This window comes from Asanoa sp. NPDC049573 (assembly GCF_040676615.1).
Lineage (GTDB): Bacteria > Actinomycetota > Actinomycetes > Mycobacteriales > Micromonosporaceae > Asanoa.
The window spans coordinates 56,913-82,075 of record NZ_JBFAPI010000010.1; the positions used below are offsets into that span (position 1 = coordinate 56,913).

The window sequence follows — 25,163 nt, forward strand, 5'->3', positions numbered from 1 at the left end:
TCATGACCACCGTCGAGCAGCTTGGCGCCCTGGCTGACCACAGCCATGCCGTCATCACCACGCACCAGCACGCCGGCGGCGCCTACCCGGCCTCGCCGACCTTCTCGGCATACCGCGGGTATGCCTGGCTGCGCGACGGTGGTTTCACCGCCGAAGGCGTCTCCCGGTATGGCGACGTCACGTCGGCGAACCGCTTCCACGACTGGGTCGGCCGGGTGCTGGCCGACCGCCGCGGCCAGGTCGACGACCTGTGCGCGCTGCGGTCGGCCGGCGCCACGGTGCCGGTCGACCGGATGCTGCCCACCCGCTTCACGTTCGACGGCAGGAACGGGTCGGACCCGTGGTGGGACTTCCAGACCGACGGCTACGGCACCTGGCTGTGGTCGGTGGTCACCCACGCCGAACGGCACGGCCTCGACCTCGACCGCTGGCGGCCGGGGATCGAGGTCGCCGTCGACTTCCTCACCGCCTTCTGGGACCTGCCCTGCTTCGACTGGTGGGAAGAGCACGACGAGCACCGGCACGTGTCCACCCTCGCGGCGATCCATGGTGGACTCTCCGCCGCCGCCCGCGTCCTCGGCAGCGACCGCGCGGCGGAGGCCGCCGACGCGGCGCGAAGGCTGGCCCTGACCGACGGCGTACGCGACGGGCACCTCACCAAATGGCTCGGCTCCGGCGCCGTCGACGGTTCGCTGCCCGCCTGCGTCGTGCCGTTCGGGCTGGTCGGCGTCGACGACCCGATCGCCACGGCGACGCTCGCCAAGGTCGCCACCGATCTCGACGTCGACGGGGGAGTGCACCGCTTCACCGCCGACGTGTTCTACGGCGGCGGCCAGTGGCTGCTGCTGTCGGCCCTGCTCGGCTGGAACCTGGCCCGGGCCGGCGACCGGGCCGGCGCCCGGCGCCACCTCACCTGGATCGCCGACCACGCCACCGCCGACGGCGAGTTTCCCGAGCAGGTGCCCGACCACCTGCTGCACCCGGCGTCCAGGCAGGAGTGGGTCGACAAGTGGGGACCGGTCGCCACGCCGCTGCTCTGGTCGCACGGCATGTATCTCATCCTCGCCGACGAGTTGGGACTGCTGACGTGATCGTCCACCATCCACATGGGATCGAGCATCCCTACGCCGTTTCGCTCGACCAGCGGGTCCCGGTGCTGCCACTGGCCGGGCAGCCGGTGCTGCTCGGCGTCCAGGCCGATCCGGAGGTCACCGCCGTGACCTGCGAGTGGCAGGGCGAGCGGCTCACCCTCGCACCCCGCCGGGGCAGCGCGGCCGACACGGCCGCCCTCGCCGGCGGTGAGGGCCATCTCGCCGGCGCCCAGGCGGCGTCCCTCGGCGGGGCAGGCGGCTGGGCGGTCGAGTCACCGCCGGTGACCGGCCCGATCGCATACCGGTTCCACGCGACCACGGCCGACGGCGGCATCGAGACGACGGGTTGGTTCACCGTCGCGCCGGCCACCTGGACGCGCACCCTCCCGCCGGGCCTGGCCGCAACCCTGACCGGAGAGCGCGTCGTCGACCACTCCGTCGAGTGGCTGGTCACCGACGACGGCGTGCACCGCGCCCGGTTCGCGCTCGCGCTGCGCCCCGGCGACCACGTCGTCGGGTTCGGCGAGCGCTTCGACCGCCTCGACCAGGCCGGGCAACGGCTCGACGCGGTGGTCTTCGAGCAGTACAAGGCGCAGGGCGCGCACGGCCGCACCTACCTGCCGATGCCGTTCGCGCACGTGGTCGGCGCGGACGGCACCGCATGGGGCTTCCACGTGCGGACCAGCCGGCGCACCTGGTATGACATCGGCCCCGAACGGCTCGTGGTCGAGGTCGCCCTCGGCGGCACCGCCCACGAGCGGGTGGATCTCGGGATCTACGAGGGCACCCCGACCCAGGTCCTCGGCGCGTTCCTCGACGAGGCCGGACGCGCGGAGGAACTGCCCGCCTGGGTGTTCCGGCTCTGGGCCTCCGGCAACGAGTGGAACACCCAGCGGATCGTGCTCGACCGGATGAACCGCCACCGCGACCTCGACATCCCGGTCGGCGCGGTCGTCATCGAGGCGTGGAGCGACGAGGAAGGCATCATGATCGCGCGCGATGCCGTCTACGCACCGCACACCGACGGCGCGCCGTTCAAGGACGCCGATTTCAGCTATCCCGCCGACGGCGCCTGGCCCGACCCGAAGGGCATGGTCGCGGACCTGCACGACCGCGACATCAAGGTGCTGCTCTGGCAGATCCCGTTGTTGAAGACGGCCGAGTCCGAGCCGGGCCTGCACGCGCAGGTGCTCGCCGAAGGTGCGGCGCTCGTCGCCGGCGGGCATGCGGTGCGGGAGGCCGACGGCACGCCCTACCTCAACCGCGGTTGGTGGTTTCCCCGATCGTTGCTGCCGGACCTGTCGACGCAGGAGACCCGCGACTGGTGGACGGCCAAGCGCGCCTATCTCGTACGCGATTGGGATGTCGACGGTTTCAAGACCGACGGCGGCGAACACGCGTGGGGTCACGACCTGCGTTACGGCGACGGCTCGCGCGGCGACGAGGGCAACAACCGCTACCCGGTGCACTACGCCCGGGCGTTCGGCGACCTGCTGCGCGCACACGGCAAGGCGCCGGTCACGTTCTCCCGCAGCGGTTTCACCGGTTCGCAGGCGCACGGCGTGTTCTGGGCCGGCGACGAGGACTCGACCTGGGAAGCGTTCCGCAACTCGGTGACGGCGGGCCTGACCGCTGCCGCGTGCGGCATCGTCTACTGGGGCTGGGATCTCGCGGGTTTCTCCGGCCCGGTGCCCGACGCGGAACTCTACCTGCGCGCGGCGGCCGCGTCCGCGTTCATGCCGATCATGCAGTACCACTCCGAGTTCAACCACCACCAACTCCCGCTGCGTGACCGCACCCCCTGGCACGTCGCCGAGACCACCGGCGACGCACGTGTCGTCCCGGTCTTCCGGCGTCTGGCCAAGCTGCGCGAGCGGCTCGTCGGCTACCTGGCGCGGCAGGCCGCCGTGACGATCGGCACCGACCGGCCGCTGATGCGCCCCCTGTTCTTCGACCACCCCGCCGACCCCGAGGTGTGGGCCCGGCCGCGACAGTGGCTGCTCGGCGACGACCTGCTGGTCAGCCCGGTCACCTCGCCCGGTGCCACGGCGTGGCCGGTCTACCTGCCGCCCGGCGACTGGGTCGACGTCTGGACGGGCCAGCCGTGCGCGGGCGGGGCGACACACAGCCGGGAAACCCCGATCGACGTGATCCCGGTCTACTCCCGCGCGGCCGCCTGGCCCGACCTCGAGGACACCTTCGCCTCGCCGCGGTAGACGACGGTCATCGCGGCGATGCCCAGCACGCTCGCGATCGGTGCGAGGGCGAACCCGGCCCGCAGGTCGCCCGCCGCGAGTTGACCGGCCAACGCGGCGCCGGTCGCGCTGCCGACGGTGAACGCGGTGACAATCCAGGCGAACGCCTCGACGACCGTGCCCGGCGGCGCGAGCCGATCGGTGGTCAGGAAGACCGCGGTCAGCACCGGCGGCAAAGCCACACCGCTGAGCGCGATCAGGACGGCCATGGGGCCGAGCCCAGGCATGATCAGCAACGGCAGGTAGCCGACCAGGAACGCCACCGTGAGCACCGGCAGCCGGGCCGGCCCGCCGGTCCTGGCGCGGGTGTAGAGCAGCCCGCCGGTGAGCGCGCCGACCGCCTGCGCGGCGAGCAGCCAGCCGCTGAGACCGCGGTCGCCGGCCGCCTCGGCGTAGCCGGTGACCGCGACCGGGATGCTGCCGACGGCCGCGCCGAGGCAGCTCACGCCGAGGATCAGCACGACGAACCGCGGCACCCGCAGCGGCCCGGCCCAGTGCCGGGGTGCCGGCGTGCCGCGCCAGACGCGGACCGGTCGCGACAGCGCGAAGACGATCGCGCCGGCGAGTTGGCACGCGGCCGCGGCGACCAGGCCGGCCGGCGGCCCGGCGATCGCGACCGCGGCGAGCGTGACCAGCGGACCGACCACGAAGATCACTTCTTGCAGGGCGATATCCAGCGTGTACGCGGCCGCGACAGCCGGCGGCGGCACCAGCGCCGGCCAGAGCGCCCGCAGGCAGGCCTCCAGCGGCGGTGTGCCGAGGCCGGCGAGTGCCGCGCCGACCACGGTCACGGCCAGGTCGCCCCCACCGGCGGCGACGGCGAGGAACCCCACGGCCGACAAGGCCGACGAGCCGTAGAGCACCGGGGGCTGGCGCCAACGGTCGACGGCGCGGGCGAGCAGCGGCGCGCTGACCGCCATCCCGGCGGTGTAGACGGCGACGACCAGGCCGGCCAGGACCAGGCTGACCGATTCCCGGGCGAACAGCAGGAGCGCCAGCGGCCCGGAGGCCAGCGGCAGCCGGCCGACCTGGCTGGCGGCGAGCAACGTGGGCACCCGCGGCGCGCGCAACACTGAGCGGACGCCGGCGGGCGGTGGCGGGGCGGTGGGCGTGACTGTAGACATAGGACATCGCTCCCGGATGTCGAAGGGACGGACGGACGCGAGAGGGTCCGCGCGTCAGGGAGCGAAGTCGCCGCGCTTGTGGTCGTCGCCGTAGAGCGGCAGGGGCGGCGTGATCCAGCGAGCGAAGGCGGCCGCGCAGATCACGCCGGCATTCTAACCGAAATGGGCTCAGCAGCCGAGCCGGACGCCGGGCCGGTCATCTGTCGCCGGCCGGACGACGAACATCTCGTCGACGCCGCCGAGCCCCGCGATCGGCGAGATGCCGGCACAACTGGGCTCCCTGGTCGTGATCGTCGCCTCGAACGTCTCGGGCAGGTTGTCGGCCGTCATGCTATCCAGGACGTCCGGATAGTCCTTGAATTTCTCCTGCGCGTCGGCCGCCGCTTCCTCGCGGGTCTTGAACCGCACCTCGCCGGTCAGGTCGAGCCGCTCCAGCGCGGTGCGGACCGCCGCCTTCTGGGCCTCGGTGGCGTCGCGCTCCAGGAACACCCTGATCTCGTAGCTGCTCTCGGCGGGCCGGCCGACCGCGAATCCCGTGCCGAAACCCGCCACGAACGTCAGGCCGACCAGCGCGGCCAGACCGAAAGCCGCGACGACGATCTTCGCGACGGACCGCGGCCGGCGCGGCTCCGGCCCGGCTGTGGCCACGGACGTGGGTGCGGCGTCGCCGGACGGCCCATCCGTCGCGGGCGGGAGGCCGGCGGAGGTGGGCTCCGGATCGGGAACGGGCTGACTCACGTTCGCCTTTATACCGGAGCCGGTCGTCCCGGTGTGTCCGGCGAACGCTACCCCGCGAAGCCGTGCAGCGCCTCGAGCACGCCGGCCAGGTGGTTCCCCATCGCGAACAACAGGCCGAGGTTGGCCCGGAGCACTCCACCGCTCACCTCGCGTACGAGGTGAAACTTGTGGTGCTGGTTGTTCCAGTAGATGCCCAGAGACCGGGTGGCCGGCCGACCTGTGACAGGGCCTCGCGAATGGCCGAGGTGACCGCCTCGGGGTTCTCGTCGAGGATGAAATGGCCGCCGCTGATAACCCGGGTCCGCACGGCATCCGCGCGGTCGGCCGGAATGTCGATCAAACTCGGCGGGATGTAGCGGTCGTGGTCGCCGGTGAGGACCAGGGCCGGCGTCTCGAAGCGACGGCGGTGGTCGCGGCGGAGCACCAGCCGGGCGATGTCGCGCACGACGAACGCCGCGTGCATGCGCTGACCCGCGGCGGCGGTTCGGGCGGTCGGTCGGGCGTACACCTCGACGAGGTCGTCGGTCCAGACCGCGGGCCGGCGGGCGTCGCGGCGCAGGAACCAGCCGATGAGGCCGCGCCGCCGTTGCGCCAGCGTGCCGAGGCCGGGCAGCTCGAACAGGGCCGTGACCCACATCCGCCAGACGTTGGGCAGGAGCCGGCGCTGCAGGGGCCAGGGATGCAGTTCGGAGATCGAGACCAGCCGGCGTACGCGGCCCGGAGCGTCGAGCGCGACCCGGAAGGCCAGCCAGGCGCCCCAGTCGTGGCCGACCAGGTCGGCGGTGTCGATGCCCAACGCGTCGAGGAGGGCCACGACGGTGCGCGCCCGTTCGGTCGTCGAATAGCCGTGCCTGGCGGGATCGCTCCAGCCGAAGCCGGGTAGGTCGACGGCGATCACGTGGTGGTCCGGGGCGAGCGCGGTCAGCACGTACCGCCAGGCATACCAATGCTGTGGAAAGCCGTGCAGCAGCACGACCGCCGGCTTGGTGTCCGCACCTGTTTCGGCGACATGCAGGCGGCCGCCGCGCACGGTCACGAAACGGTGCCGAACGTCGGCGACATGGGGCAGGGCATCCATCCGAACCAGCTTCCGATAAAGTCAGGGGCATGACCAACCTGGCACGCGACACCGAGAAGGTCAAGCCCCTGACTAACTCGCGCCCGCTCGGCGATGTCATGCGCGAGGCCCATCGCACCCTGGTGGCGCACCTCGAACGCGCGCTGCGCGAGGCCGGCTACGCCGACGTCAGTGCGGCACACGCCTCGGTGCTGGCAACGGTCGACACCGGCGGCGTGCGTCTCGCGACCCTGGTCGACCGCGGCGGCCGCACCAAGCAGGCCACCGCCGAGTTGGCGGGCCACCTCACCGCGCGCGGCTACCTGCGGTTGCGCCCCGACCCGACCGACGGCCGGGCCAAGCTCTACCTGCCCACGGCCAAGGGCCGCCGGTTGCTGGCCGCATGCGAGGTGGTCGTCGTCGCCTACGAGAAGTGGCTCGACGACGTGCTCGGCCCGGACGGCGTGGCCCAACTGCGGCGCTCGCTGACCGCGATCGTCGAGCACGGCGCATGACGCTGGCCACGCTCGCGCGTCTGCTCGACCGGTCCATGCGGACATGGCCGGAGTCGCGGCGGACGCCCGCACCTTCGACCCGGAGCGGATCGGCAGCCTCGCCGACATCTGAGGCAGCAACGTGACCGGGTCGGGGTTGCCGTCGACGACGGCACCGGCGGTCTGACCATGGCTATCGGGCGCGCGGGCGCCGTGCGGGGCGCCGCCGCCTCGGTCCGGCCCAACGATCCGAGGTGGCACGAGTCCGCCGCGGGCCGGGCGGCCGATGCCGTGGCTCCGTACGAGCGCCCCGACCGCCTGGAGCCGGTGCGGGAACCGGCCCTCACCGCGTCGGCGCAGGGAGCGGCCAGAGCACTCCACATGCTGATGCTTCAGATCAGGCTCGTCCGCTCCTACCCGGAGCGCGCGAGCCGCGTCCAGGTCGCGAGCTGTGCCGGGCCATCGCCGGCGCGGGGGCCGCGATCCGCGCGGCGGGCGCGCGGTCCGAACGGGCTCGCGACGAGGCGTTCGTCGACCTCGCCCGGCGCTGGCACGGCGTCCGGGCCGGCGCCGGGCCCGGATCGATCCCGTCCGGGCCGGTCACCGTCCGCCACGTCAGCTACCCGGCGCCGCACGAGGACGACGGCACCGAGCGCATGGGCGGGCCGCGGTGGTCGCCGCGGCACCCGCCGCCGACCCGGCCGGACCGTGGCGGCTGGCCAGCGAGGATGTCGCCGCGCCAGCGCTGTTCCGGGTGACCCACGCGGCGTTCGGCGGCGTTGCCGACAGTGTCCGCGGTGGTGGCGTGCTGACCATCGGCGGCGGCCTCGTGGTGGGAAGCTAGTCGATTTTGCCGATCGGTTCGCGTTTCTCGGCCTGGAAGACGTCTTCGGTGCGGCCGCGGGCCCAGTAGCCGGAGATCGAGATCGCGTCGCGGGGCACGCCGCGGTCGCGCAGGAGGCCGCGGATCGCCTTGACCGACTCGCGTTCGCCGTGTGCGAAGACCTGCACCGGCTCGGGCCAGGGGCCGTGGTCGACCGCGCGGGCGAGGAACCCGGCGTCGTCGGGGTCCGGGTTGACCAGCCAGTTGACCGTCACCTGCTCGGGGCACTTCAGGTCGACGATGTCGGCGTCGTCGCTGATCTCGATGTAGGCCGCGCCGCAGGCGGTGCCGGGCAGGGCCTCGAGCGCGGCGGAGATCGCGGGGAGCGCGGACAGGTCGCCGGTGAACAGGTGCCAGGCCGTCGCCGGGTCCGGCGCGTAGGCGCCGCCCGGGCCCGACAGCACCAGTTGGTCGCCGGGGGAGGCCCGCATCGCCCACACCGCGGCGATGCCAGTGTCACCGTGCGTTACGAAGTCGATCGCCAGTCGCTTGGCGTCGCGGTCGCACCACCGGACGGTGTAGGTGCGGGTCACCGGCCGCTGGTGCGGCGGCAGGGTGGCGAGGTCGTACGGCGGCTGCAGACCCAGGGCCGGGTCGGCGAACAGCAGCTTCACGTAGGCGTCGGTATGCCCGTTGTCAGCGAAGCCGGCCAGCGAGTCACCCGACAGGATCACCCGTACGAGATGTGGGGTGATCTGTTCCGTCGACTCCACCGTCAACACATGCTGTGCCCGACCTTGCCGCACAGGCGTCGTCATATCGCACCTTCCGCTCGCCTTGTCGACTTAGGCTACCCGCGCTCATCCGACACAACAGCCGGGCGACCGCCGCGGGCCGGGTGACCATCGCCAGGTGGTCGGCGTCCAGCCGGCGCACCCGGTAGCCGCGCCGCGCGGCCTCGTCCGCCGTGGACCGGTATGCGGCGCTCAACTGCAGATAGCGGTGGTCGGCCGCGGCCCACACCGGGCCCGGCGCGGGCAGCACCTCGGAGACGATGCTCCAGGGCAGTTCGGGCAGGTCGCGAAGCACCCTGCGGCAGGCGGCGTCGAGACCGTCGAACGTGAACCAGGTGTCCCAGCTCGGCAGGCGGCCCGACACCGCCGACTCCCGCAGCCACCTCGCCCGCTCCGGCTCCAGCGAACCGATCCAACTGGCGCCCGGATGGGGCAGGCGGGCGTCCAGGAACACGACCTCCCGAGCCCCGACCGCGTCGGCGATGCCCGGCAGGTAGGCGCCGGCCCGGCTGTGGCCGGCGACGACGTCGGCCGGACCCGCGGCGGCCGCCGCCGCGCACACGGCGGTGTGGAACGACGGTGCCTCCAGCAGTGGGCGCAGGTCCAGCACGACCACCCGCCGGCCCGCCGCCGCGAGGTGTGGCGTCAGGACGTCCCACGTCGCCGGGGTGAGCAGTGGACTGTGGACCAGGAGCAGCGTGGCCGCCATGGTGCGCTAACCCGGCCAGACGGCCGCGACCTCGCCGGCCAGGCCGCGGCCCTGCTCGGTCGCGGCCTCGATGGCCGGCTCCCAGCGGGTGGGGTCGAGCACGTTCGGGCCGAGCGCGGCCAGCACCGCCGCGTCGGGTGCCAGGAGCACGACGGTTGACCGTTGCCGCAACGCGTCAATCTCCGCGGCCGGGGCGCCGCGCATCCGCACCGGGGCCAGCGGCGCGAGCACGACGACCCGCGAGGCCTCGGCGGCCAGGTCCGCGTTGGTGCCGGAGCGCACGCCGCCGTCCATGTAGCGCACCCCGTCGATGGTCACGGTCGGGAACACGCACGGCACCGCGCAACTGGCCGCCACGGCCCGGTGCAGCGGCACGTTCGAGTAGCGGGTCCAGGCGACCGGCTCGCCGGACTCCGCCGAGACCGCCGTGACGGTCAGCCGGGCCGGCCAGCCACCGGGCGGCAACCGGCGGGTCAACGACTCGACATAGGGCTCCTCGGCACCGACCTCGGCCTCCAGCGCGAGTTGGCCGACCCGTGCTCGGATCGAAGCAGGATCCCGATGCTCGTCACCGAGCAACGCGAAGACCTGGCTGCCGCGCGCCCAGTCGGGGCTGATCGGCGGGTCGTCGGCGCCCAAGCGGGCCTCGAGCTTCGCGCCGTCGACCGGGTCGATGCCGGAAGCGACGAGCGTGCCGGTGACCGAGCCGGCCGAGGTGCCGACGATCAGGCCGGCGTCGGTGAGGTCGACGCCGGCCTCACGCAGTCCGATGAGGATTCCGAGCTGCCAGGCGATCCCGGTTATGCCGCCGGCGCCGAGCACCAGAGCCGTGTTGACCACGGCACCATCCCTATCACGCAATCGTGAACACGGCGCGCCCGAGCTTCTAGGCTGGTCGGATGGGCGACTTTCCGCGGATGGCCGCCGAGCAGGACCGCATCGAGCCGGCGCCGCGCCGGGTGCGAGGCGTCCTCGGCGGCAAGAAGATCTTCGACACCACCGCAGCGTTGTACGTGTGGGAATGGCCGAACTATCCGCAGTACTACATCCCGGTCGGTGACATCGCGTCCGAGTTTCTCGTCGACGAGCAGCATGAGCAGCGCCTGAGACGGGGAACCGCGCGCCGGCACGGGATGCGGGTGGGCGGCGCCCACCGGCCGGGCAGCGTGCGGATCTTCAGCGACGAGGCACTCGCCGGGTACGCGCGCTTCGACTGGGACGCGTTGGACGCCTGGTACGAGGAGGAAGAGCGGATCTTCGTGCACCCGCGCAACCCGTACGTCCGGGTCGATGCCCTCCGTTCGCGCCGCCATGTCGTGGTCGAACTCGACGGCGTTCTGCTCGCCGACACCCGGACGCCGGTGCTGGTGTTCGAGACCGGGCTGCCGACCCGCTACTACATCGACCGCGGTGACGTGATGTTCGCCAACCTGACGCCGACGCAGACCCGGACGGCGTGCCCGTACAAGGGCGTGACCAGCGACTACTGGTCGTTGGCGGGAGGCGAGGCCGACATCGCGTGGTCCTACACGTTCCCGACCCGCCAGTTGCAGCCGATCACGGATCTGGTCGCGTTCTACAACGAGTTGGTCGACATCCAGCTCGACGGCCGGCCGCTCGAGCGTCCGCGTACCCATTTCGTGCGAACTCACGACTGATCAGCGCTCCGGCACCTGCCGCAGGTTCGCGCTCCATCTGCGAGCCAGCAGGTGGTGGAATAGCGCACATGATCAACGCGATCTTCTTCGACATCGGCGGGACGATCCTCGACGAGTCCCGCGAGTTCGAGACCTGGGCCGACTGGCTGGGCGTACCGCGGCACACGCTGTCAGCGGTCTTCGGCGCCGTGGTCGCCCGGGGTCAGGACTGGCAGGAGACGTTCCGGACCTTCCGCACCGACTTCGACCTGGCGACCGAGCGCGAGCGCCGGGCGGCCGCCGGCCAACCCGAGACGTTCGGCGAAGCCGACCTCTACCCCGACGCCCGCCCGTGCCTGACCGCGTTGAAGGACCAGGGTCTGTTCGTCGGCCTGGCCGGCAACCAGCCCGCGGCGGCCGAACCGCTCCTGCGCGCCCTCGATCTCCCGGTCGACGTGATCGGCACGTCGCAGGGGTGGGGCGTGACGAAGCCGGCGCCGGCCTTCTTCGACCGGGTCGTCCGCGAGGGCGGCGGCGACCCGTCGTCGATCCTCTACGTCGGCGACCGCCCCGACAACGACGTCCGCCCGGCGATCGCGGTGGGCCTGAAGACCTGCCTGATCCGCCGCGGCCCGTGGGGCCACATCCTCGACCTCCCGGCCGTAGCCGCACAGTCGTTGTTCCGCATCGACTCGCTCGACGAACTCCCGACCCTGGTCGCGAAACACAACGCCGCGGGCGGCTAGCCACCGGCGGTTGCCAGCGCGGCCATCGCCAGGGGCCCTGAGCCGTCCCCGCGCCCGACTTAAGGACACGTCTGAGCGGTTGCGACCGTGCCGTCCGGATCGTCACCGGCCTACCCCCGCATCGAGCGGCTGGCTGGCGTGGCGCACTGGCCACTGGCGGATGCGGCCGACACGCGCCCACGAGCAGGCTTTTCGCATGAGGCCCGTCGACCGCGAGGAGGAAGAACGATGAACGCCACTCATCACCGCTATGCCACCGTGCGCGGCCGGCAGATGTTCTACCGCGAGGCCGGCCCGGTCGACGCGCCGGCGATCGTGCTGCTGCACGGCTTTCCGGCGAGCTCCTTCATGTTCCGCGACCTGATCCCCGCGCTCGCCGACGGCTACCACGTCGTCGCGCCCGACCACATCGGCTACGGCTTCTCCGACGCGCCGAGCGTCAAGGAGTTCGACTACACGTTCGACGCGCTCACCGACCACACCGCCGACCTGCTGCGGCAGTTGAACATTTCCCGGTATGCCATCTACGTGCACGACTACGGCGCGCCGATCGGCTGGCGGCTCGCACTGCGTGACCCGGACGCCATCACGGGCATCGTCACGCAGAACGGCAACGCGTACGACGCCGGGTTCGTCGAGGGATTCTGGAAGACCGTCTGGGCCTATCAGCGCGAGCAGACACCGGAGACCGAGGCCGGCATCCGGCAGGCGCTGACCCTGGACATGACGAAATGGCAGTACATCGCCGGCGTACCCGATCCGAGCGTGGTCAGTCCCGACACCTGGAACCACGACTACGCGCTGATCAGCCGGCCCGGAAACGACGAGGCGCAACTCGCGCTGTTCCGCGACTACGCCACGAACGCGCCGCTCTACCCGTCGCTGCACGAGTTCCTGCGCGAGAAGCAGGTGCCGGTCCTGGCCGCATGGGGCCGCAACGACCCGATCTTCGGGCCCGACGGCGCGCGGGCGTTCGCCGACGACGTGCCGGACGCCGACATCGAGTTGCTCGACGGCGGCCACTTCCTCCTGGAGTCCAATGGGGACGAGGTCGCCAAACTGGTGCACGACTTCCTCGACCGGACCCAGACCCGATCCAAGGTGGGACAGCGATGACACATCCGAACTGGGACCAGGTGAAGGCGGACCACGTCGTACGCGCGATGAAGGAATACGACAAGCTCGGCCCGGAAGGCTTCTTCGCCGCGCACGGGTTCGCGCCGACGACGACGTACCAACTGGTTTGGAAGGACCATCAATATCCGCCGAAGGCGATCCTGGGTACGGCCTACGAGTTCGCCACCGGCCAACGGCTCGCGTCGCCCGATTTCGAAGGCGGCCGCAGCGGTGCGGTGAAGGTGCTCGGCCAACTGGGCTTCGACGTCGAACACAAGTGAGGTGGCAACGGTGACAGCCAACGTTGTGCTCGTGCACGGCGCCTGGGCCGACGGCTCGAGCTGGACCAAGGTGATCGACGGCCTACGCGTCAACGGCGTGCTGGCGGTCGCCGCCCCGCTGCCGCTGACGTCGTTGCCGGACGACGTCGCGGCCCTGCACCGCACGCTCGAACACGTCGAGGGCCCGGTCGTGCTGGTGGGGCACGCGTACGCCGGCGCGGTCATCTCCTCGACGAGTGACCAGAACGTCGCGGCCCTGGTCTACGTGGCCGCGCTGGCCCCGGACGAGGGCGAGACGGTGGCCGACGTGTTCAACCGCGCGGACCACCACCCGGACGCACCGAAGATCGGCCCCGACAGCCACGGCCTGATCTGGTTGCCGGAGGAGGCGTTCGCCAAGGCCTTCGCGCAACACGCGACGGAGGCCGAGCAGGCGGTGCTGGCCGCGACGCAACGCCCGATCGCGGCCGAGTCGATCGGCGTCCAACTGATGCGCCCGGCGTGGAAGGACCGGCCGAGCTGGTTCCTGGTCGCCGAGGAAGACCGCATGATTCCCGCGGAGACGCAACAGTTCATGGCCAAGCGGATGGGCGCCCGCGTGCACACCGCGCCGGTCGACCACGTCCCGATGGTCACCGCACCGGCCACGGTCATCGACATCGTCATGGAAGCGGTCCGCGAGGTCGGCTGAGCGGCCGATCGCGCCGCGCGGTTAACACCGGCGGTTCAGGGGAACAGTCAAGCGAATGACCATATGGGAGTACGCCCGCCTGGACTACCGTGCGACCGGAGACTACGGCGCGGACCGCTTCATGGACTGGGCGGCGACGTTCCATCACCCCGGCGGAGCCGAGCGGTGGGGCACCGACGGGCGTTTCAACGACCTCATCCACCTGAATCGGGCCGGGGCGCAAGGCTGGCAGGCCTACCACCGTGCGGCCCTGCACGTGCACAACGAGCCACACCGCCTGTTCGCCGTGGCCTACTCGCTACGCCGCCCCGTCGCGTAGCCGCCCGACCACTAAACCGAACAAGAGCCCGGCTTCGCGGGACTAGCCCGAGATCGTCAGGCCGGCGATTTTGTCCTCGTCGAGGAGAAGGTCGATCTCGACGATGCGTCCGTCGACCACCGTGAAGCCGACGACCGCGACGAGATCGGCACCCGCGCGGGCGATGACGCCGGCCGCGCCGTTGACCACCGCGGGGTGGCAGTGCGTCGCGAACCTCGGCCCGTGTGTCGAGGTGTGCCGGGCCACCTCGGTCGCCCCGCGCAGGTGGGCCGGCGCGAGCCAGGTCCGCGAACCCGTGTCGGCCCTGAACACCACGTCGGGGTCCAGCAGCTTGATCAGCTCCTCGAACTCGCCCGCGCGCGCCGCCGCCAGGAACGCGCCGACCACCCGCCGCTGCGTCGGGAGGTCCGCATCGGGCTGGGTTCCCGCACCGCGTACCCGGCGCCGGGCCCGGCTGGCGAGCTGCCGGGTCGCCTCGGGCGTGCGGCCGACGATCGGACCGATCTCGTCGAACGGCACGGCGAACATGTCGTGCAGCACGAACGCCAGCCGCTCGGCCGGCGTCAGGCTCTCCAGCACGACCAGCAGCGCGACACCGACCGCGTCGGCCAGCAGGACCGACTGCTCCGGCTCGAACGAACCATAGGTGCTGACCACCGGCTCGGGCAGCCAGGACCCGGTGAGGCTTTCCCGGCGCGACTGCCGGGCCCGCAGCATGTCGATGCACACCCGGCCGACCAGTGTGGTCAACCAGCCGCCGATGTTGGTGATCGTGCGGCTGTCGGCGCGGGTGGTGCGCAGCCAGGCATCCTGGAGCGCGTCGTCGGCTTCGGTCAGCGAGCCCAGCATCCGGTAGGCGACCGCCCTCAGGTGCGGCCGGTTGGCCTCGAACTGCTCGGCGAACCACGTCCCGTCATCCACGCCGGAACGCCTCGCGGCGAAACATCTGAAACAGGGTCGGTGCGCCGGCCGAGGTGTTGACCGCTACGCATCTGCGTACCCATGCGGTGCTGGTGGCCTGGGCGAGCATGCTCGCGGCCAGGTCGATCCGGCTGGTGAAGATCCCGTCGGCCCGGTCCTGCGAAAGGTGGTAATCGCTGACGGCCGCGGCATCGAAGAGCCCGGACGGGCGCATCACCGTCCAGTCCAGGTCGCTGCCGCGCAGGAAGCCCTCCATCCGGCGCATGTCCGCGTACGTCGTCTTCCCGACCGTCGCGGTCACCAACGGCTGCAGCACCTGATTGAGCAGGAAGCCGCCTTCGGCGTGGTGGCTCGGTTCGGTCGCGCTCGAGCTGACCGCGATCACGCGCTTGACCCCGTGCCGCGACATCGCGGCCGCGATGGTGGCCATGCCCGCGCTGTAGACGGTGATCGGCTTGCGGGTGAACGGCACGCCGAGGGTCGACAGCACGACGTCGGCACCGCGGACCGCCGCGGCGACGGCGGCCCGGTCGAGGACGTCCGCCCCCGAGACGACCAGCCGCTCACCGGCCACCGGGAAGCTGGCCGGGCGCCGGGTCACCGCCACGACCAGATGCCCGGCATCGAGCGCCGCGCGGACCAGCAGCCGGCCGGTGGCCCCGTTCGCGCCGAACACGACCATTCTCATGATGGGCCTCCTTCGGGTACGGGCCGGCGCGTTCGCCGCCGGCCTCGTAGGACCTGTCGGATCCCGAGGCGAGAATGTGACAGTCCGGCACTCAGCGCGGCTGGGCGGCCTTCTCACCTGTGCGGGTGGAAGCGGCCGGCCGCCGCTCGGGCGCGGGCGCCGGCGGCGGCGGAGCTGTCCGCTCCAGGAAGGCTTGGGTCAGCGCCTCGCGGTAAGCGTCGGTGCACATGCTCAGCGCACCTCCTGGATGCGGACCATGTTGCCCGCGGGGTCGCGGAAGGCACAGTCACGAACGCCGTAGGGCTGCTCGGTCGGCTCCTGGATGACCTCGGCGCCGCTGTCGCGTACCCGGCCGAAGGTCTCGTCGAGGGTCTTGCTGGCCAGCAGGATCCAGCCGTAGGTGCCCTTGGCCATCATCTGCGAGATGACCCGGCGCTCGTCGTCGGTGACACCCGGGTCGGCTGCGGGCGGTGCCAGCAGGAGAGACGTGCCGGGCTGCCCGGGCGGGCCGACCGTGATCCAGCGCATCGTGCCCTTGCCCACGTCGTTGCGGACCTCGAAGCCGAGGGCGTCGCGGTAGAAGGCCAGCGAGGCCTCCGGGTCGCTGTGCGGCAGAAAACTCGCGTAAATGCTGACGTCCATGCAGGCCAGCCTAGTTGCGGCTGGCCCGCCGTCGCTTCTCGGATCCTGACCGGGTGGGGCGTCAGCCGAGGTAGTGCTCCCAGGGGCCGGTGATGGCCAAGGTGATACCGGGAAGCTGGATGTTGACGAACAGGACCTTGCCGTCGGGCGAGAAGGTCGGGCCGGTGAACTCGGAGTAGGTCGGCGCGCCGTTGACGGTGCCGTTGCTGAGCATGTTGCGGGCGATCGCGTAGGTCGGGCCGCCCGGCACCGCGCTCAGCACGTGCGACGCGCGCACACCGTCTTCGGCCAGCACGAGCGTGCCCCACGGTGTCACGGTGACGTTGTCGGGCCCGTCGAAGGTCAGGTCGGCGAACCGGGGGAACGGGCCCTCGGCCTCCGCGACGGCCGGGTTGTGCGGGAAGTAGGTGACCAGCGTGATGGTCTGGTCGGCGTAGTCGTAGAACCAGACCATCCCGTCGTGCTTGGTCGCGTCGGCCGGCAGGTCGTTAGCAGCGGTCGCGAAGCTGTTGACGATGTAGCAGCCCTTGCCGTTGGTCCAGACGCCCTCGAACTTCTTGCCCCGGGTGACGGTGCCGTCGGCGAACTGGCGGCGGGTCGGTGTGGCGCGGGCGTCGCGGTCGGTGACCGGGGTCCAGGTCACGGTGAACGGGCGGCCGAGTTGCGCCGAGGTGAGGTAGGCGACGTCGGGGAGGATGCTGCCGTCGTCGAGCCGGATCTGCATCGCCTCGAGCGTGCCGGCGGTGTCGCTGAGCCGGTTGGCCAGGCCCTCGCCGAGGCGGACGTCGCGCGGCGCGGTCCACCGGTAGAACAGGCCGTTGGGGCCGCTGGCGTCCTCCGACAGGTAGACGTGGCCGCGGTTGGGCTCGACGGCCAGCGCCTCGTGCTCGTAGCGGCCGAACGCCTTGATCGGCTTGGGCACCTGGTGCCTGGAGTCGCCGCGCAGCACCTCGAAGACGTAGCCGTGGTCCTGCTGGTAGACGCCGCTCTGGCCGGCCGCCGACCAGGTGGCGCCGGCGTTGAGGAACGTCTCCTCACAGGTCAGCCAGGTGCCCCACGGCGTGACGCCGCCGGCGCAGTTGCGCACCGTGCCGGAGATGCCGACCCATTCGGCGATCCGCCTGCCGGCGCGGTCGGTGGTGATGACCGTGCAGCCGCTCGCGTTCGCCGCACCCGCGTCGTAGACGGTGCCGGGCACGTGCGGTACGCCGTACGTCACCATGTGTGGGGTCAGTTCGTGGTTCTGGATGATCGTGAGCTGGTCGCGGCTCGACCCGACGACGCCGGTGCCGTCGTGGAAGCCCGGTGTCTTGCCCTGGCCGAAGGACAGGTCGGTGACACCCTCACGGGTGACGATCCGGTAAGAGAGGCCGGCGGGCAGCGCCAGGATCCCGTTGGGGTCGTCGGTCAGCGGCGGGAACGGGCGGCCGCCGGACGAGTCGTGCGGGCCGTGCGACGACGAGGTCGCTTCCGGCTCGGCGAGGGTCGGCAGCACCCCGGCGACGCTCAGGCCCACACCGGCGGCGGCACCGCCGCTCAACACCTGTCGACGAGAGATGGTCATGGTCGCTCCTGACGACGGAGGGCACGCGGCCCAGTTCGGAATGATAACCATCTGCGCATATGCTGATCCGGTGAACGGGTTGAAGCAGGTGGCCAGTCGCACGACGCGGCAGCGCACCGAGGTCATCGCGCTGCTCAACGAGGTCAGCGACTTCCTCACGGCACAGCAACTGCACGGCCTGCTGCGCCAGCGCGGTGCCAAGGTGGGGCTGACCACCGTCTACCGCACGCTGCAACTGCTGGTCGACGCGGGCGAGGTCGACGCGACCCGGCTGCCCGACGGCGAGCAGCTCTTCCGCCAGTGTTCCCGGTCCCGTCATCACCACCACCTGGTGTGTCGGATGTGCGGCCGGACCGTCGAGATCGAAGGGCCGGCCATGGAGCGGTGGGCCGAGAAGGTCGCCGACCAGCACGGCTACACCGATGTGGCACACACCCTGGAACTCTTCGGCACCTGTTCCTCCTGCGCCCGCTGACGAGGCCGGCTGGCGACCATGGCAGTCGAGTGGCCCGAAGACCTGCCGGTGCCGGCGACGGCACCGGGGCGACTGCGGACGATCACCGGCACCATCGCCGCCGGGGTCGAGCCGAACTGCCTGCTCATCGGCGGGTTCTTGCTGATCGGCGGTGACCGTGCGCTGCTGGAGCCGGGCGCCCGGGTCACCGTCACCGGACGGGTCGACCATACCGTCGTTTCCACCTGCCAGCAGGGCACGCCGTTCGTCGTCACCCGCGTCGAGCGGGCGTAAGGCGAAGCCCGCCCACATCGCGTGGACGGGCTTCGCCGATGAGCGCTATCCGGTTACGGCACCGATCAGCACGTTGCCGCGGCCGACGACCGCGCCCTCGTCGGTGACGATCCGCAGCTCGCCGAAGAGCTGCCGGCCGGCGGCGGGTGCGGACTGTGCGGTGACCGCACCGGTGATCGACCCCGATCCGCCGTAGGGCAGGTCGATGGCGGTCGCGGGCGCCGAGACCGAGCCCAGCGAGGGGGAGTAGAAGACGTCGCGGTAGTCGTACTCGGTGGTTCCCGCGGGAACGGCGTATCCGACGACCTCGACGTCGTACACCCCGGCGGGCGGGTTGTTGATCGAGACGGACTCCTCCGAGTCGCCGTCGGCGGACTGCCCGACGACCGCCCCGTTGCGCCGGACCGTGAGGTCGAGGTCGGCGCTGAGGTCGCTGGGGTTGCCGATGGCGACGTCGAGACGCGACGCGCCGGCCGGCACCTCGACGTGGTAGGTCTGCACCTCGTTCTCGGCGATGCTCGGCCGCTCGACCAGGGCGCTGCCCAGCGGACCGCCCTGCCCGGACACCGTGACCGGGCCGAAGACGTTCTTCACCGACCAGGTCACCGGCGTGGCCACGCCCGCCGTCACCGACGGCAGGTCGAGCGTCTCCGGTGCGACCGTCACGCCCTGGATGCGGGCGCTGAGCTGGAACGGGTTCTCCAGCGTCGGTGAGGTGCGCCGGGCCTCGACCTCCAGCTCCCACACACCGGGCAGCGGGTTGTCATAGGAACGCTCCTGCGGCTTGCAGGCCGCCGGGTCGGAGAAGTTGGTGTAGCAGGACGGGCTGCCGGTGTCGTCGACCGGCACACCCCACGGGTTGATGGCGATGAACCGGGTCTGCGAACCGGTGGCGATCCCGGACAGGTCGACCTGCAACGACTTCGCGCCTTCCGGCACGCTGACGAAGTAGGAGGTGAAGTTGTTGCGGTCGACCGAGCCGCCGGCCGCGAAGCGGAAGTCCTTCTTCGTCGGCGTGTTGGCGATCACGACGGTGTTGAGGAACTCGAAGTCGACGCCCGCGGTCGCCGGATCGTCGACCCGCATGATCGCGCTGTGCGCACCCTCCCCGCCGCGGGTCTCGACGGTGAACGTCACCGTCTTGTTCAGCGGCAGGATCAGGTTCTTGGGCGCGTTGCGGTAGAACCCGTCGTCACCGACCCAGGTCACCGCGTGCTTGATGTTCCCGGCCGGCCCGGAGGTCCTGGTGATCTTCACCGTGTAGGACTTCTGGTCGTCGGCCCGCTGCCCGCCCTGGCCGACCGCGCACCGGTTGTAGATGCCAGGGCCCTTGTCGGGGGTGGCCAGGAAGTCCGAGATCGGCGTGCAGACCGGCGCGGTCACCTCGTAGGTGCGGGTCTGCAGCGGCCCCTGTGCGAGCACGTCCCAGGCGCCCGGGATGTTGAGCAGACCGTTGCCCTGCGCGTACGCCGGCAGACCGTCGAGGAAGGACGCCGACGACGCGATCGCCCGCCGCAGCGCGGCCGGGGTCACCGCCTGCCCGGTGGCCTTGGCCGCGGAGAGCAGCAGCGCGACGCCACCGGCTGTCTGCGGCGACGCCATCGAGGTGCCGTTGATCATCTGGTAGCCGGGCGGAAGGGGATACCCCGCATCGGGTACGGGAATGCCGGGCTGCCACAACGGCGTCGTCGAGATCGCCGAGCCGGGCGCGGTGACGGTCGGCTTGAACCCGCCGTCTTCGCGGGGACCGCGCGACGAGAAGTTGAACAGCTGGTAGGGGACCCGAGTCACCGAACCGTAGTTGGCCAGCCACGTCTCCTTGCTGACGCCGGCGGCGGCGGTGATGACGTCGCTGGCGACACCGGGGTCGCCGACGGTGTTGACGCCGGGGCCGTCGTTGCCGGCCGAGATGACCAGCTGCACGCCGAAGTCGTTGATCAGCCGGTTGTAGAGCTGGGCGCGGGCGTTGTTGCCGTCGTTGAGGGCCGGCAGGCCGCCGATCGACATGTTGACCACGTCGACATGACGGTTGACGACCAACTCGACCATGCCGTCGCTCAGCGCCGCCGCCGTGCAGCCGCCGCCCCAGGAACAGGCCCGGGCCGACACCAGCTTGGCGCCGGGTGCCTGGCCGTCGAGGTTGTCGTTGCCGAACATGTTGTTGGCCGCGGTGATGCCCGCGACGTGCGAACCGTGCGCGTCTTCGACGATGCCGATGTTGACGAAGTCGGCGACACCCGGCAGCCCGGCCGGCGTGACGTCGACGTCCTCACGGTATTCGACGACGAAGGGCATCTGCTCGCGTACGGCCGTCGCCGGGTTGTCGGTGCCGAAGTGCCCGACCTGGTGGTCCTGCGCGTAGGGCCGCATGGCGCCGCCGTCGTCGCTGAAGTCGCGGTTCTGGTTGACGTCGACCCAGATGTCGTGGCTCACCGGGTCGTAGAGGACCCCGAAGAGGTCGGTGGTGTCGCCGTCGCGGTTGACGTCGCCACCCGGCGCGCTGCCGGCGGTGATGGCCTCGTTGAACCGGTTGATCTTGAAGGCGCCGGCGCGCGGTGCGGTCCACTGCAGACCCTGGTAGGTGAACTGCGGCCCGGCGGCGTCGGTCAGCATGGCGCGCCACGTGCCGTCACCGTCGAACAGCGGGTCGGTGGCGGTGAACCAGTCGGTGATCTTGCGTTCGCCGGTCGAGGTCGTCTGGAGCGCCGGGTTGTCCAGGTCGACGCCCGCGTCCATGATGCCGATCGTGACGCCCCGGCCGTCCCACTCGGGGTGGGCCTGCTTGAAGGCGACCGAACCGGTCTCGCCCGTCGGCATGTAGGGGTTGTCGGCGGGAGTGTCCGCGCCGGGCGCACCGACGGTCGCGGCCTGCGCGGCGATCTTCGCGCGCGCGCCGGTCGGCTCGGGCTCGGGCATCGGGATGACCTCGTTGAGGTCGATCGCCGCGACGCCGGGCAGCTTGGCCGCCTTCAGCACGTTGTTGGTCGGCACGCTGGCCCGGACGTAGCCGACCTTGTCGACCCGCTTCGCCACGGTGCCGCCGAGGCTCTTGAGGGCGCCGGCGACATCGCCCGACTCGCCCTTGTCGGTGGCGACGATCAGCATCACCGTCTTCTCGCCGCGGGCCTTGGCCTGGGCCAGCAGGTCGAGGTCGTGCGAACCGAGCGTATCGGTGGGGCTTTCCTTCAGTGCCTGGGTGCTCGGGCCGGGCTCGGCGTTGGCGGCGGGTAGGCCGACTGCCAACGTCGTGAAGCCGGTCGTCATCGCGGTCGCGAGCAGACCGACGAAGACGCGCCGTGGCCAGTTCTGGGGGTTGGTCACTATCGTTCCTCCGAAGGAGAACGGCCTGCGACGCAGGCGCGTTGGATCGCATCCTTCGCTCGCGAAACGATGGCTGTCACTACCAGTTAACTGGTCGTGACGCTCTCGTGACATTCATGAGTGCACATTGCTTATTGGCTGATAGCCACCATCGCCATCATTGTGGACAAAGCGCCGCCGCGTGCCGGCGATCCGGCATCCCAGGTAGATCAGGAAGGAGATCGTGGTGACGTAGGGGCTGATCGGGATGCTGCTGCCGAGCGAGAGCAGGATGCCGCCGACGACCGAACCCACGGCGAACACGACGCTGAGTGCGGTGACCAACGGCGGGGAAGCGGTGATCCGCATCGCCGCGGCCGCGGGCGTGCACACCACGCTCAGCACCAGCAGCGCGCCGACGATCTGCACCGACATCGCGACCGTCAGCCCCAGCAGGACCATGAAGACCGAGGACAGAGCGGCCACGGGTACGCCGCGCGCGGCAGCCAGTTCCGGGTCGGTGCTGGCGAACGCCAGCGGCCGCCAGACGACGGCCAGCCCGAGCAGCACCACCGCCGAGGTGCCCAGCAGCCAGGACAGCCGCGGCGTGTCGACCGCGACGATCTGACCCGTCAACAGGCCGAACCTGTTGGCGGAACGTCCCTTGTAGAGGGCCAGGAACAGCACGCCCAGGCCGAGGCCGAACGGCATCAGCACGCCGATGATCGAGTTGCGATCGCGGGCCCGGCTGCCCAGCAGGCCCACGACCAGGGCCGCCAGGACCGAGCCGGTCAACGAACCCACCACCACGTTGGCACCGATCAGCAGCGCGCCGGATGCACCGGCGAACGAGAGTTCGCTGATGCTGTGCACCGCGAACGGCATGTCGCGCATCATCACGAAGGTGCTGACCAACCCGCCGACCAGGCCGAGCACGGCGCCGGCCAGGAGCGAGTTGTGCACCAGGGCGAGCAGTTGGCCATAGTCCTCGAAGTTGACGACCTGCCGCCAGATTCCGGGGTCAGACACGGGCGCCGGCCTCGTGCTGGTTGGCCTCCGGGATGCCGGCGACCAGGATCCGGTCGCCAACGGTGACCACCTCGATCGGCGCGCCGTAGAGGTCGGAGAGCGTGGCGGAGGTGAAGACCTCGTCGACCGTGCCGATTCGGAACCGCCCGCCGGCCAGGTAGAGCACCCGGTCGACGTAGGGGAGCACCGGGTTGACCTCGTGGGTCACGAAGACCACGGCGGCTCCCTTCGCACGGCGCTGCCGGTCGACCAGCGCCGTGATCGCGCGCTGGTTGCGCAGGTCGAGCGAGAGCAGCGGCTCGTCACACAGCAGCAGCCGGGGCTCGGCGACCAGCGCCTGCGCGATCCGCACCCGCTGCTGCTCGCCGCCGGAGAGCAGGCCGACGGGCATGTCCGCGAATTCGGCCGCCCCGGCCGCGTCGAGCGCCGCGGCGACCCGGGCGGCCCGGTCGGCGTGCCGGGCAAGGCCCCATCGATGCCCGTCGAGACCGTGGCCGACCATGTCGCGGGCCCGCATCGGGGTCAGCGGCTCGATGCGCCGCTGCTGCGGCACGTAGCCGATGTCGTCGGCGCCGCGGCGGGCCGGGTGGCCGCCCACCCGGACGCTGCCGGCGCTCAACCGCTGCAGGCCCAGCACGGACCGGACCATGCTGGTCTTGCCGGAGCCGTTGGCACCGAGCACGGCGACGAACTCGCCGGGAGCGACCCGCAACGACAGGCCCGACCAGAGTGGCCGCGGCCCGAACGACAGCCCGGCGTCGACGAACTCCAGCACCGGGTCGGGCATCAGCCGAGCGCGCTCTTGATCGCGGCGAGGTTCGCGCCCATCCAGGTCACGTAGTCCTTGCCCGCGGGCAGCGTCTCGGTCACCGGGACCACGCCCACCCGGTTGTCCCTGGCCGCCCGGAGCACCTTCTCGGTCTCGGGGCCGGCCGTCTGCTCGTTGTAGGCCAGCAGCTTGACCTGCTTGCCGGTGAAGAGGCCGAGCGTCTCGTGGAGCACGGCGGCCGGCACGTCGGTGCCCTCCTCGATCGCCTCGCTGAACGCGCCGGGCGTCTTGTTGACCAGGCCGCACGCCTCGAGCAGGTAGAGGGGGACAGGCTCGGTGACGGCCACTGCGTTGCCGCCGCTGTCCGCCCTGATCGACGCCGCGGTGTCCGCAAGGTCCCGCAACTTCTGCTTGAAGACCGCCGCGTTCGTGCTGAACGTGTCGGCGTCGCCGGGATCCGCCGCTGACAGCGCGCCGACGATCCGGTCGGTCAGCGTGCTCACCGTCGGGAGGTCGTACCAGACGTGTTCGTTGAGTTCGGCCCCGCCGGTGGCTTTCCTGCCCGAGATGTCGACGGCGTTGAGCACCGTGGCATCGCTGCCCGCCGCCTCGAGCATCGTGTCGACGAAGTCGTCGTAACCGCCGCCGTTCTCGACCACGACGTCGGCCCGGGAGAGGTCGAGCTGGGTGCGGGTGTTGGCCTCGTAGGAGTGCGGGTCGGCCGCCGGGTCGCTGATGATCGACGTGACCGTCGCCCTGTCGCCGGCGACCTGCCGGACGATGTCGCCGTAGACGTTGGTGGACGCGACCACCGAGACGCCGCCGGCGGCGCTCTCCCGCGCGGCGGCGGGGGCGGCGCCGTCGGCGCCGTGGCCGCACGCCGAGGCGAGCAGCGCTATCGACAACAACGCGGCACCAACGAGACCTGCGCGTTCATGACGCACGCGAGTCGCCACCTTTCGGATTCTTATTGACAATGAATTTCACCACCAGGGCACGCTAACGACGTTGCCTGGCGCGGCACAAGACAAATTGAAAGTGATTTTCATTATGGTTGTCGTATCATGATGTCCGCATATTCACCGGGACATCGGGATCGCGAACTGGGATAATTGCGTCGTAGCGGACCGACCTGATTCGGGGGTGGAGCCATGTCGATCGACACCGACCACCACACGCACGTCGAGGCCCATGAACACATTCACGGCACCGACTGCGGGCACGAGGCGTTCGAACACATCGGCCACATCGACTATCTGCACGACGGCCACCGCCACCACCAGCACGACGGCCACTACGACGAGTGCGCCACCGTGTCGCACGCCGACTCCGAGCCGCACCTGCACCAGCACGGCCAGGACTGCGGCCACATCGGACTGAAGCACGACGGGCACACCGACTATCTGCACGACGGGCACGCGCACACCAAGCACGGCGACCACTACGACGAGTGCCTCGTCAGCGACCACGTCGAGGCGGAGACACACACGCACGTCCACGGCGACGGCTGTGGCCACGCGTCGGTCGCGCACGACGGCCACGTCGACTATCTCCACGAAGACCACCGCCACGCCGCGCACGAGGGCCATTACGACGAGCACTGAGCTCAGATCGCCCCACCCGAGAA

At 71.2% G+C, this 25,163-nt stretch carries 28 protein-coding genes; 13 read left to right on the forward strand and 15 right to left on the reverse strand.

The features are described 5' to 3' along the window. Window positions 1–2 precede the first annotated feature (2 nt). Both AB0J74_RS22275 and AB0J74_RS22280 read left to right on the forward strand, forming a co-directional pair. Complete coding sequence (locus AB0J74_RS22275; RefSeq protein WP_363450818.1) at window positions 3–1,091, forward strand: glycoside hydrolase family 15 protein; 1,089 nt, start codon at window positions 3–5, stop codon at window positions 1,089–1,091. Beyond that, the gene (locus tag AB0J74_RS22280) at window positions 1,088–3,307 is read left to right on the forward strand and encodes a TIM-barrel domain-containing protein (protein ID WP_363450820.1); all 2,220 of its coding nucleotides are present in this window, start codon (window positions 1,088–1,090) and stop codon (window positions 3,305–3,307) included. The genes AB0J74_RS22275 and AB0J74_RS22280 overlap by 4 nt, the downstream gene beginning before the upstream one ends. On the opposite strand, the gene AB0J74_RS22285 is transcribed toward AB0J74_RS22280, so the two are convergent. The 3 genes from AB0J74_RS22285 to AB0J74_RS22295 all read right to left on the reverse strand — a co-directional run bounded on the left by AB0J74_RS22285 (window position 3,250) and on the right by AB0J74_RS22295 (window position 6,286). After that, the gene (locus AB0J74_RS22285; protein WP_363450822.1) at window positions 3,250–4,470 is read right to left on the reverse strand and encodes an MFS transporter; all 1,221 of its coding nucleotides are present in this window, start codon (window positions 4,468–4,470) and stop codon (window positions 3,250–3,252) included. The two genes, AB0J74_RS22280 and AB0J74_RS22285, sit on opposite strands and share 58 nt — an antisense overlap. A 168-nt stretch (window positions 4,471–4,638) precedes the next feature. Then, on the reverse strand, window positions 4,639–5,208 hold the full coding sequence (locus AB0J74_RS22290) for a permease-like cell division protein FtsX (RefSeq protein ID WP_363450824.1): 570 nt from the start codon (window positions 5,206–5,208) through the stop codon (window positions 4,639–4,641). A gap of 142 nt (window positions 5,209–5,350) precedes the next feature. After that, on the reverse strand, window positions 5,351–6,286 hold the full coding sequence (locus AB0J74_RS22295) for an alpha/beta hydrolase (RefSeq protein ID WP_363450826.1): 936 nt from the start codon (window positions 6,284–6,286) through the stop codon (window positions 5,351–5,353). A 29-nt stretch (window positions 6,287–6,315) separates the two neighbouring features. On the opposite strand from AB0J74_RS22295, the gene AB0J74_RS22300 reads away from it, so the two are divergent. Then, window positions 6,316–6,780, forward strand: coding sequence for a MarR family transcriptional regulator (locus tag AB0J74_RS22300; protein WP_363450828.1), 465 nt, complete (start codon window positions 6,316–6,318; stop codon window positions 6,778–6,780). Window positions 6,781–7,429: 649 nt separating this feature from the next. Then, window positions 7,430–7,603, forward strand: a complete 174-nt coding sequence (locus AB0J74_RS22305; protein WP_363450830.1) for a hypothetical protein — start codon at window positions 7,430–7,432, stop codon at window positions 7,601–7,603. On the opposite strand, the gene AB0J74_RS22310 is transcribed toward AB0J74_RS22305, so the two are convergent. The 3 genes from AB0J74_RS22310 to AB0J74_RS22320 are packed head-to-tail and all read right to left on the reverse strand — an operon-like array spanning window position 7,600 to window position 9,925. Beyond that, the gene (locus AB0J74_RS22310) at window positions 7,600–8,355 is read right to left on the reverse strand and encodes a siderophore-interacting protein (protein ID WP_363450832.1); all 756 of its coding nucleotides are present in this window, start codon (window positions 8,353–8,355) and stop codon (window positions 7,600–7,602) included. The two genes, AB0J74_RS22305 and AB0J74_RS22310, sit on opposite strands and share 4 nt — an antisense overlap. Next, window positions 8,300–9,085, reverse strand: a complete 786-nt coding sequence (locus AB0J74_RS22315) for a hypothetical protein (RefSeq protein WP_363450834.1) — start codon at window positions 9,083–9,085, stop codon at window positions 8,300–8,302. Before AB0J74_RS22315 ends, AB0J74_RS22310 begins: the two co-directional genes overlap by 56 nt. Window positions 9,086–9,091: 6 nt before the next feature. After that, a complete protein-coding gene (locus tag AB0J74_RS22320; protein WP_363450836.1) occupies window positions 9,092–9,925 on the reverse strand; it encodes a patatin-like phospholipase family protein in 834 nt (277 codons plus the stop codon). 59 nt (window positions 9,926–9,984) lie between these two features. Between AB0J74_RS22320 and AB0J74_RS22325 the strand changes: the two genes are divergently transcribed. The 6 genes from AB0J74_RS22325 to AB0J74_RS22350 all read left to right on the forward strand — a co-directional run bounded on the left by AB0J74_RS22325 (window position 9,985) and on the right by AB0J74_RS22350 (window position 13,875). Further along, the gene (locus AB0J74_RS22325; protein WP_363450838.1) at window positions 9,985–10,743 is read left to right on the forward strand and encodes a DUF427 domain-containing protein; all 759 of its coding nucleotides are present in this window, start codon (window positions 9,985–9,987) and stop codon (window positions 10,741–10,743) included. A gap of 68 nt (window positions 10,744–10,811) precedes the next feature. Beyond that, window positions 10,812–11,468: an HAD family hydrolase gene (locus AB0J74_RS22330; RefSeq protein WP_363450840.1), complete on the forward strand. Its 657-nt coding sequence runs from the start codon at window positions 10,812–10,814 to the stop codon at window positions 11,466–11,468. A gap of 228 nt (window positions 11,469–11,696) precedes the next feature. Then, window positions 11,697–12,584 carry an alpha/beta hydrolase gene (locus AB0J74_RS22335; RefSeq protein ID WP_363450842.1) on the forward strand — a complete coding sequence of 296 codons (888 nt, stop codon included), beginning with the start codon at window positions 11,697–11,699 and terminating at the stop codon, window positions 12,582–12,584. Then, entirely contained in the window at window positions 12,581–12,865 is a 285-nt protein-coding gene (locus tag AB0J74_RS22340) for a hypothetical protein (protein WP_363450844.1), read from the forward strand. The genes AB0J74_RS22335 and AB0J74_RS22340 overlap by 4 nt, the downstream gene beginning before the upstream one ends. 10 nt (window positions 12,866–12,875) lie before the next feature. Further along, a complete protein-coding gene (locus tag AB0J74_RS22345; protein WP_363450846.1) occupies window positions 12,876–13,556 on the forward strand; it encodes an alpha/beta hydrolase in 681 nt (226 codons plus the stop codon). Window positions 13,557–13,611: 55 nt separating this feature from the next. Next, a complete protein-coding gene (locus AB0J74_RS22350; protein WP_363450848.1) occupies window positions 13,612–13,875 on the forward strand; it encodes a hypothetical protein in 264 nt (87 codons plus the stop codon). Between the two features lie 42 nt (window positions 13,876–13,917). Here the strand turns inward: AB0J74_RS22350 and sigJ are convergent, their stop codons facing one another. The 5 genes from sigJ to AB0J74_RS22375 form a co-directional block, all read right to left on the reverse strand. Next, entirely contained in the window at window positions 13,918–14,796 is an 879-nt protein-coding gene (gene sigJ / locus AB0J74_RS22355) for an RNA polymerase sigma factor SigJ (protein WP_363450850.1), read from the reverse strand. Then, window positions 14,789–15,484: an NAD(P)H-binding protein gene (locus AB0J74_RS22360; RefSeq protein ID WP_363450852.1), complete on the reverse strand. Its 696-nt coding sequence runs from the start codon at window positions 15,482–15,484 to the stop codon at window positions 14,789–14,791. The genes sigJ and AB0J74_RS22360 overlap by 8 nt, the downstream gene beginning before the upstream one ends. Before the next feature lie 91 nt (window positions 15,485–15,575). Next, the gene (locus tag AB0J74_RS22365) at window positions 15,576–15,713 is read right to left on the reverse strand and encodes a hypothetical protein (protein WP_363450854.1); all 138 of its coding nucleotides are present in this window, start codon (window positions 15,711–15,713) and stop codon (window positions 15,576–15,578) included. Between the two features lie 2 nt (window positions 15,714–15,715). Beyond that, window positions 15,716–16,126 (reverse strand): VOC family protein, encoded by a 411-nt coding sequence (locus AB0J74_RS22370; protein ID WP_363450856.1) that lies wholly within the window; start codon window positions 16,124–16,126, stop codon window positions 15,716–15,718. A 61-nt stretch (window positions 16,127–16,187) separates the two neighbouring features. After that, entirely contained in the window at window positions 16,188–17,690 is a 1,503-nt protein-coding gene (locus AB0J74_RS22375) for an alkaline phosphatase PhoX (RefSeq protein WP_363450858.1), read from the reverse strand. A 70-nt stretch (window positions 17,691–17,760) separates the two neighbouring features. Between AB0J74_RS22375 and AB0J74_RS22380 the strand changes: the two genes are divergently transcribed. Together AB0J74_RS22380 and AB0J74_RS22385 are read left to right on the forward strand one after the other, a co-directional pair. After that, complete coding sequence (locus tag AB0J74_RS22380; RefSeq protein WP_363450860.1) at window positions 17,761–18,165, forward strand: transcriptional repressor; 405 nt, start codon at window positions 17,761–17,763, stop codon at window positions 18,163–18,165. Between the two features lie 18 nt (window positions 18,166–18,183). Next, complete coding sequence (locus tag AB0J74_RS22385) at window positions 18,184–18,438, forward strand: hypothetical protein (protein WP_363450862.1); 255 nt, start codon at window positions 18,184–18,186, stop codon at window positions 18,436–18,438. Between the two features lie 45 nt (window positions 18,439–18,483). Here the strand turns inward: AB0J74_RS22385 and AB0J74_RS22390 are convergent, their stop codons facing one another. The 4 genes from AB0J74_RS22390 to AB0J74_RS22405 all read right to left on the reverse strand — a co-directional run bounded on the left by AB0J74_RS22390 (window position 18,484) and on the right by AB0J74_RS22405 (window position 24,480). After that, window positions 18,484–21,759, reverse strand: a complete 3,276-nt coding sequence (locus AB0J74_RS22390; protein ID WP_363450864.1) for a S8 family serine peptidase — start codon at window positions 21,757–21,759, stop codon at window positions 18,484–18,486. Window positions 21,760–21,873: 114 nt separating this feature from the next. Further along, a complete protein-coding gene (locus AB0J74_RS22395) occupies window positions 21,874–22,767 on the reverse strand; it encodes a metal ABC transporter permease (protein ID WP_363450866.1) in 894 nt (297 codons plus the stop codon). Beyond that, on the reverse strand, window positions 22,760–23,554 hold the full coding sequence (locus AB0J74_RS22400) for an ATP-binding cassette domain-containing protein (RefSeq protein ID WP_363450868.1): 795 nt from the start codon (window positions 23,552–23,554) through the stop codon (window positions 22,760–22,762). Before AB0J74_RS22400 ends, AB0J74_RS22395 begins: the two co-directional genes overlap by 8 nt. Further along, a complete protein-coding gene (locus AB0J74_RS22405) occupies window positions 23,554–24,480 on the reverse strand; it encodes a zinc ABC transporter substrate-binding protein (protein ID WP_363450870.1) in 927 nt (308 codons plus the stop codon). The genes AB0J74_RS22400 and AB0J74_RS22405 overlap by 1 nt, the downstream gene beginning before the upstream one ends. Window positions 24,481–24,687: 207 nt before the next feature. On the opposite strand from AB0J74_RS22405, the gene AB0J74_RS22410 reads away from it, so the two are divergent. Further along, entirely contained in the window at window positions 24,688–25,140 is a 453-nt protein-coding gene (locus tag AB0J74_RS22410) for a hypothetical protein (protein ID WP_363450872.1), read from the forward strand. Window positions 25,141–25,163 lie beyond the last annotated feature (23 nt).

What these genes read in the sequence shown, in the direction of transcription:
- AB0J74_RS22275 (WP_363450818.1), top strand. Translation starts at nt 3, where the DNA reads ATGACCACCGTCGAGCAGCTTGGCGCCCTGGCTGACCACAGCCATGCC.
- AB0J74_RS22285 (WP_363450822.1), bottom strand. Translation starts at nt 4,470, where the DNA reads ATGTCTACAGTCACGCCCACCGCCCCGCCACCGCCCGCCGGCGTCCGC.
- AB0J74_RS22295 (WP_363450826.1), bottom strand. Translation starts at nt 6,286, where the DNA reads ATGGATGCCCTGCCCCATGTCGCCGACGTTCGGCACCGTTTCGTGACC.
- AB0J74_RS22300 (WP_363450828.1), top strand. Translation starts at nt 6,316, where the DNA reads ATGACCAACCTGGCACGCGACACCGAGAAGGTCAAGCCCCTGACTAAC.
- AB0J74_RS22315 (WP_363450834.1), bottom strand. Translation starts at nt 9,085, where the DNA reads ATGGCGGCCACGCTGCTCCTGGTCCACAGTCCACTGCTCACCCCGGCG.
- AB0J74_RS22325 (WP_363450838.1), top strand. Translation starts at nt 9,985, where the DNA reads ATGGGCGACTTTCCGCGGATGGCCGCCGAGCAGGACCGCATCGAGCCG.
- AB0J74_RS22330 (WP_363450840.1), top strand. Translation starts at nt 10,812, where the DNA reads ATGATCAACGCGATCTTCTTCGACATCGGCGGGACGATCCTCGACGAG.
- AB0J74_RS22335 (WP_363450842.1), top strand. Translation starts at nt 11,697, where the DNA reads ATGAACGCCACTCATCACCGCTATGCCACCGTGCGCGGCCGGCAGATG.
- AB0J74_RS22340 (WP_363450844.1), top strand. Translation starts at nt 12,581, where the DNA reads ATGACACATCCGAACTGGGACCAGGTGAAGGCGGACCACGTCGTACGC.
- AB0J74_RS22350 (WP_363450848.1), top strand. Translation starts at nt 13,612, where the DNA reads ATGACCATATGGGAGTACGCCCGCCTGGACTACCGTGCGACCGGAGAC.
- AB0J74_RS22360 (WP_363450852.1), bottom strand. Translation starts at nt 15,484, where the DNA reads ATGAGAATGGTCGTGTTCGGCGCGAACGGGGCCACCGGCCGGCTGCTG.
- AB0J74_RS22365 (WP_363450854.1), bottom strand. Translation starts at nt 15,713, where the DNA reads ATGTGCACCGACGCTTACCGCGAGGCGCTGACCCAAGCCTTCCTGGAG.
- AB0J74_RS22370 (WP_363450856.1), bottom strand. Translation starts at nt 16,126, where the DNA reads ATGGACGTCAGCATTTACGCGAGTTTTCTGCCGCACAGCGACCCGGAG.
- AB0J74_RS22375 (WP_363450858.1), bottom strand. Translation starts at nt 17,690, where the DNA reads ATGACCATCTCTCGTCGACAGGTGTTGAGCGGCGGTGCCGCCGCCGGT.
- AB0J74_RS22385 (WP_363450862.1), top strand. Translation starts at nt 18,184, where the DNA reads ATGGCAGTCGAGTGGCCCGAAGACCTGCCGGTGCCGGCGACGGCACCG.
- AB0J74_RS22400 (WP_363450868.1), bottom strand. Translation starts at nt 23,554, where the DNA reads ATGCCCGACCCGGTGCTGGAGTTCGTCGACGCCGGGCTGTCGTTCGGG.
- AB0J74_RS22410 (WP_363450872.1), top strand. Translation starts at nt 24,688, where the DNA reads ATGTCGATCGACACCGACCACCACACGCACGTCGAGGCCCATGAACAC.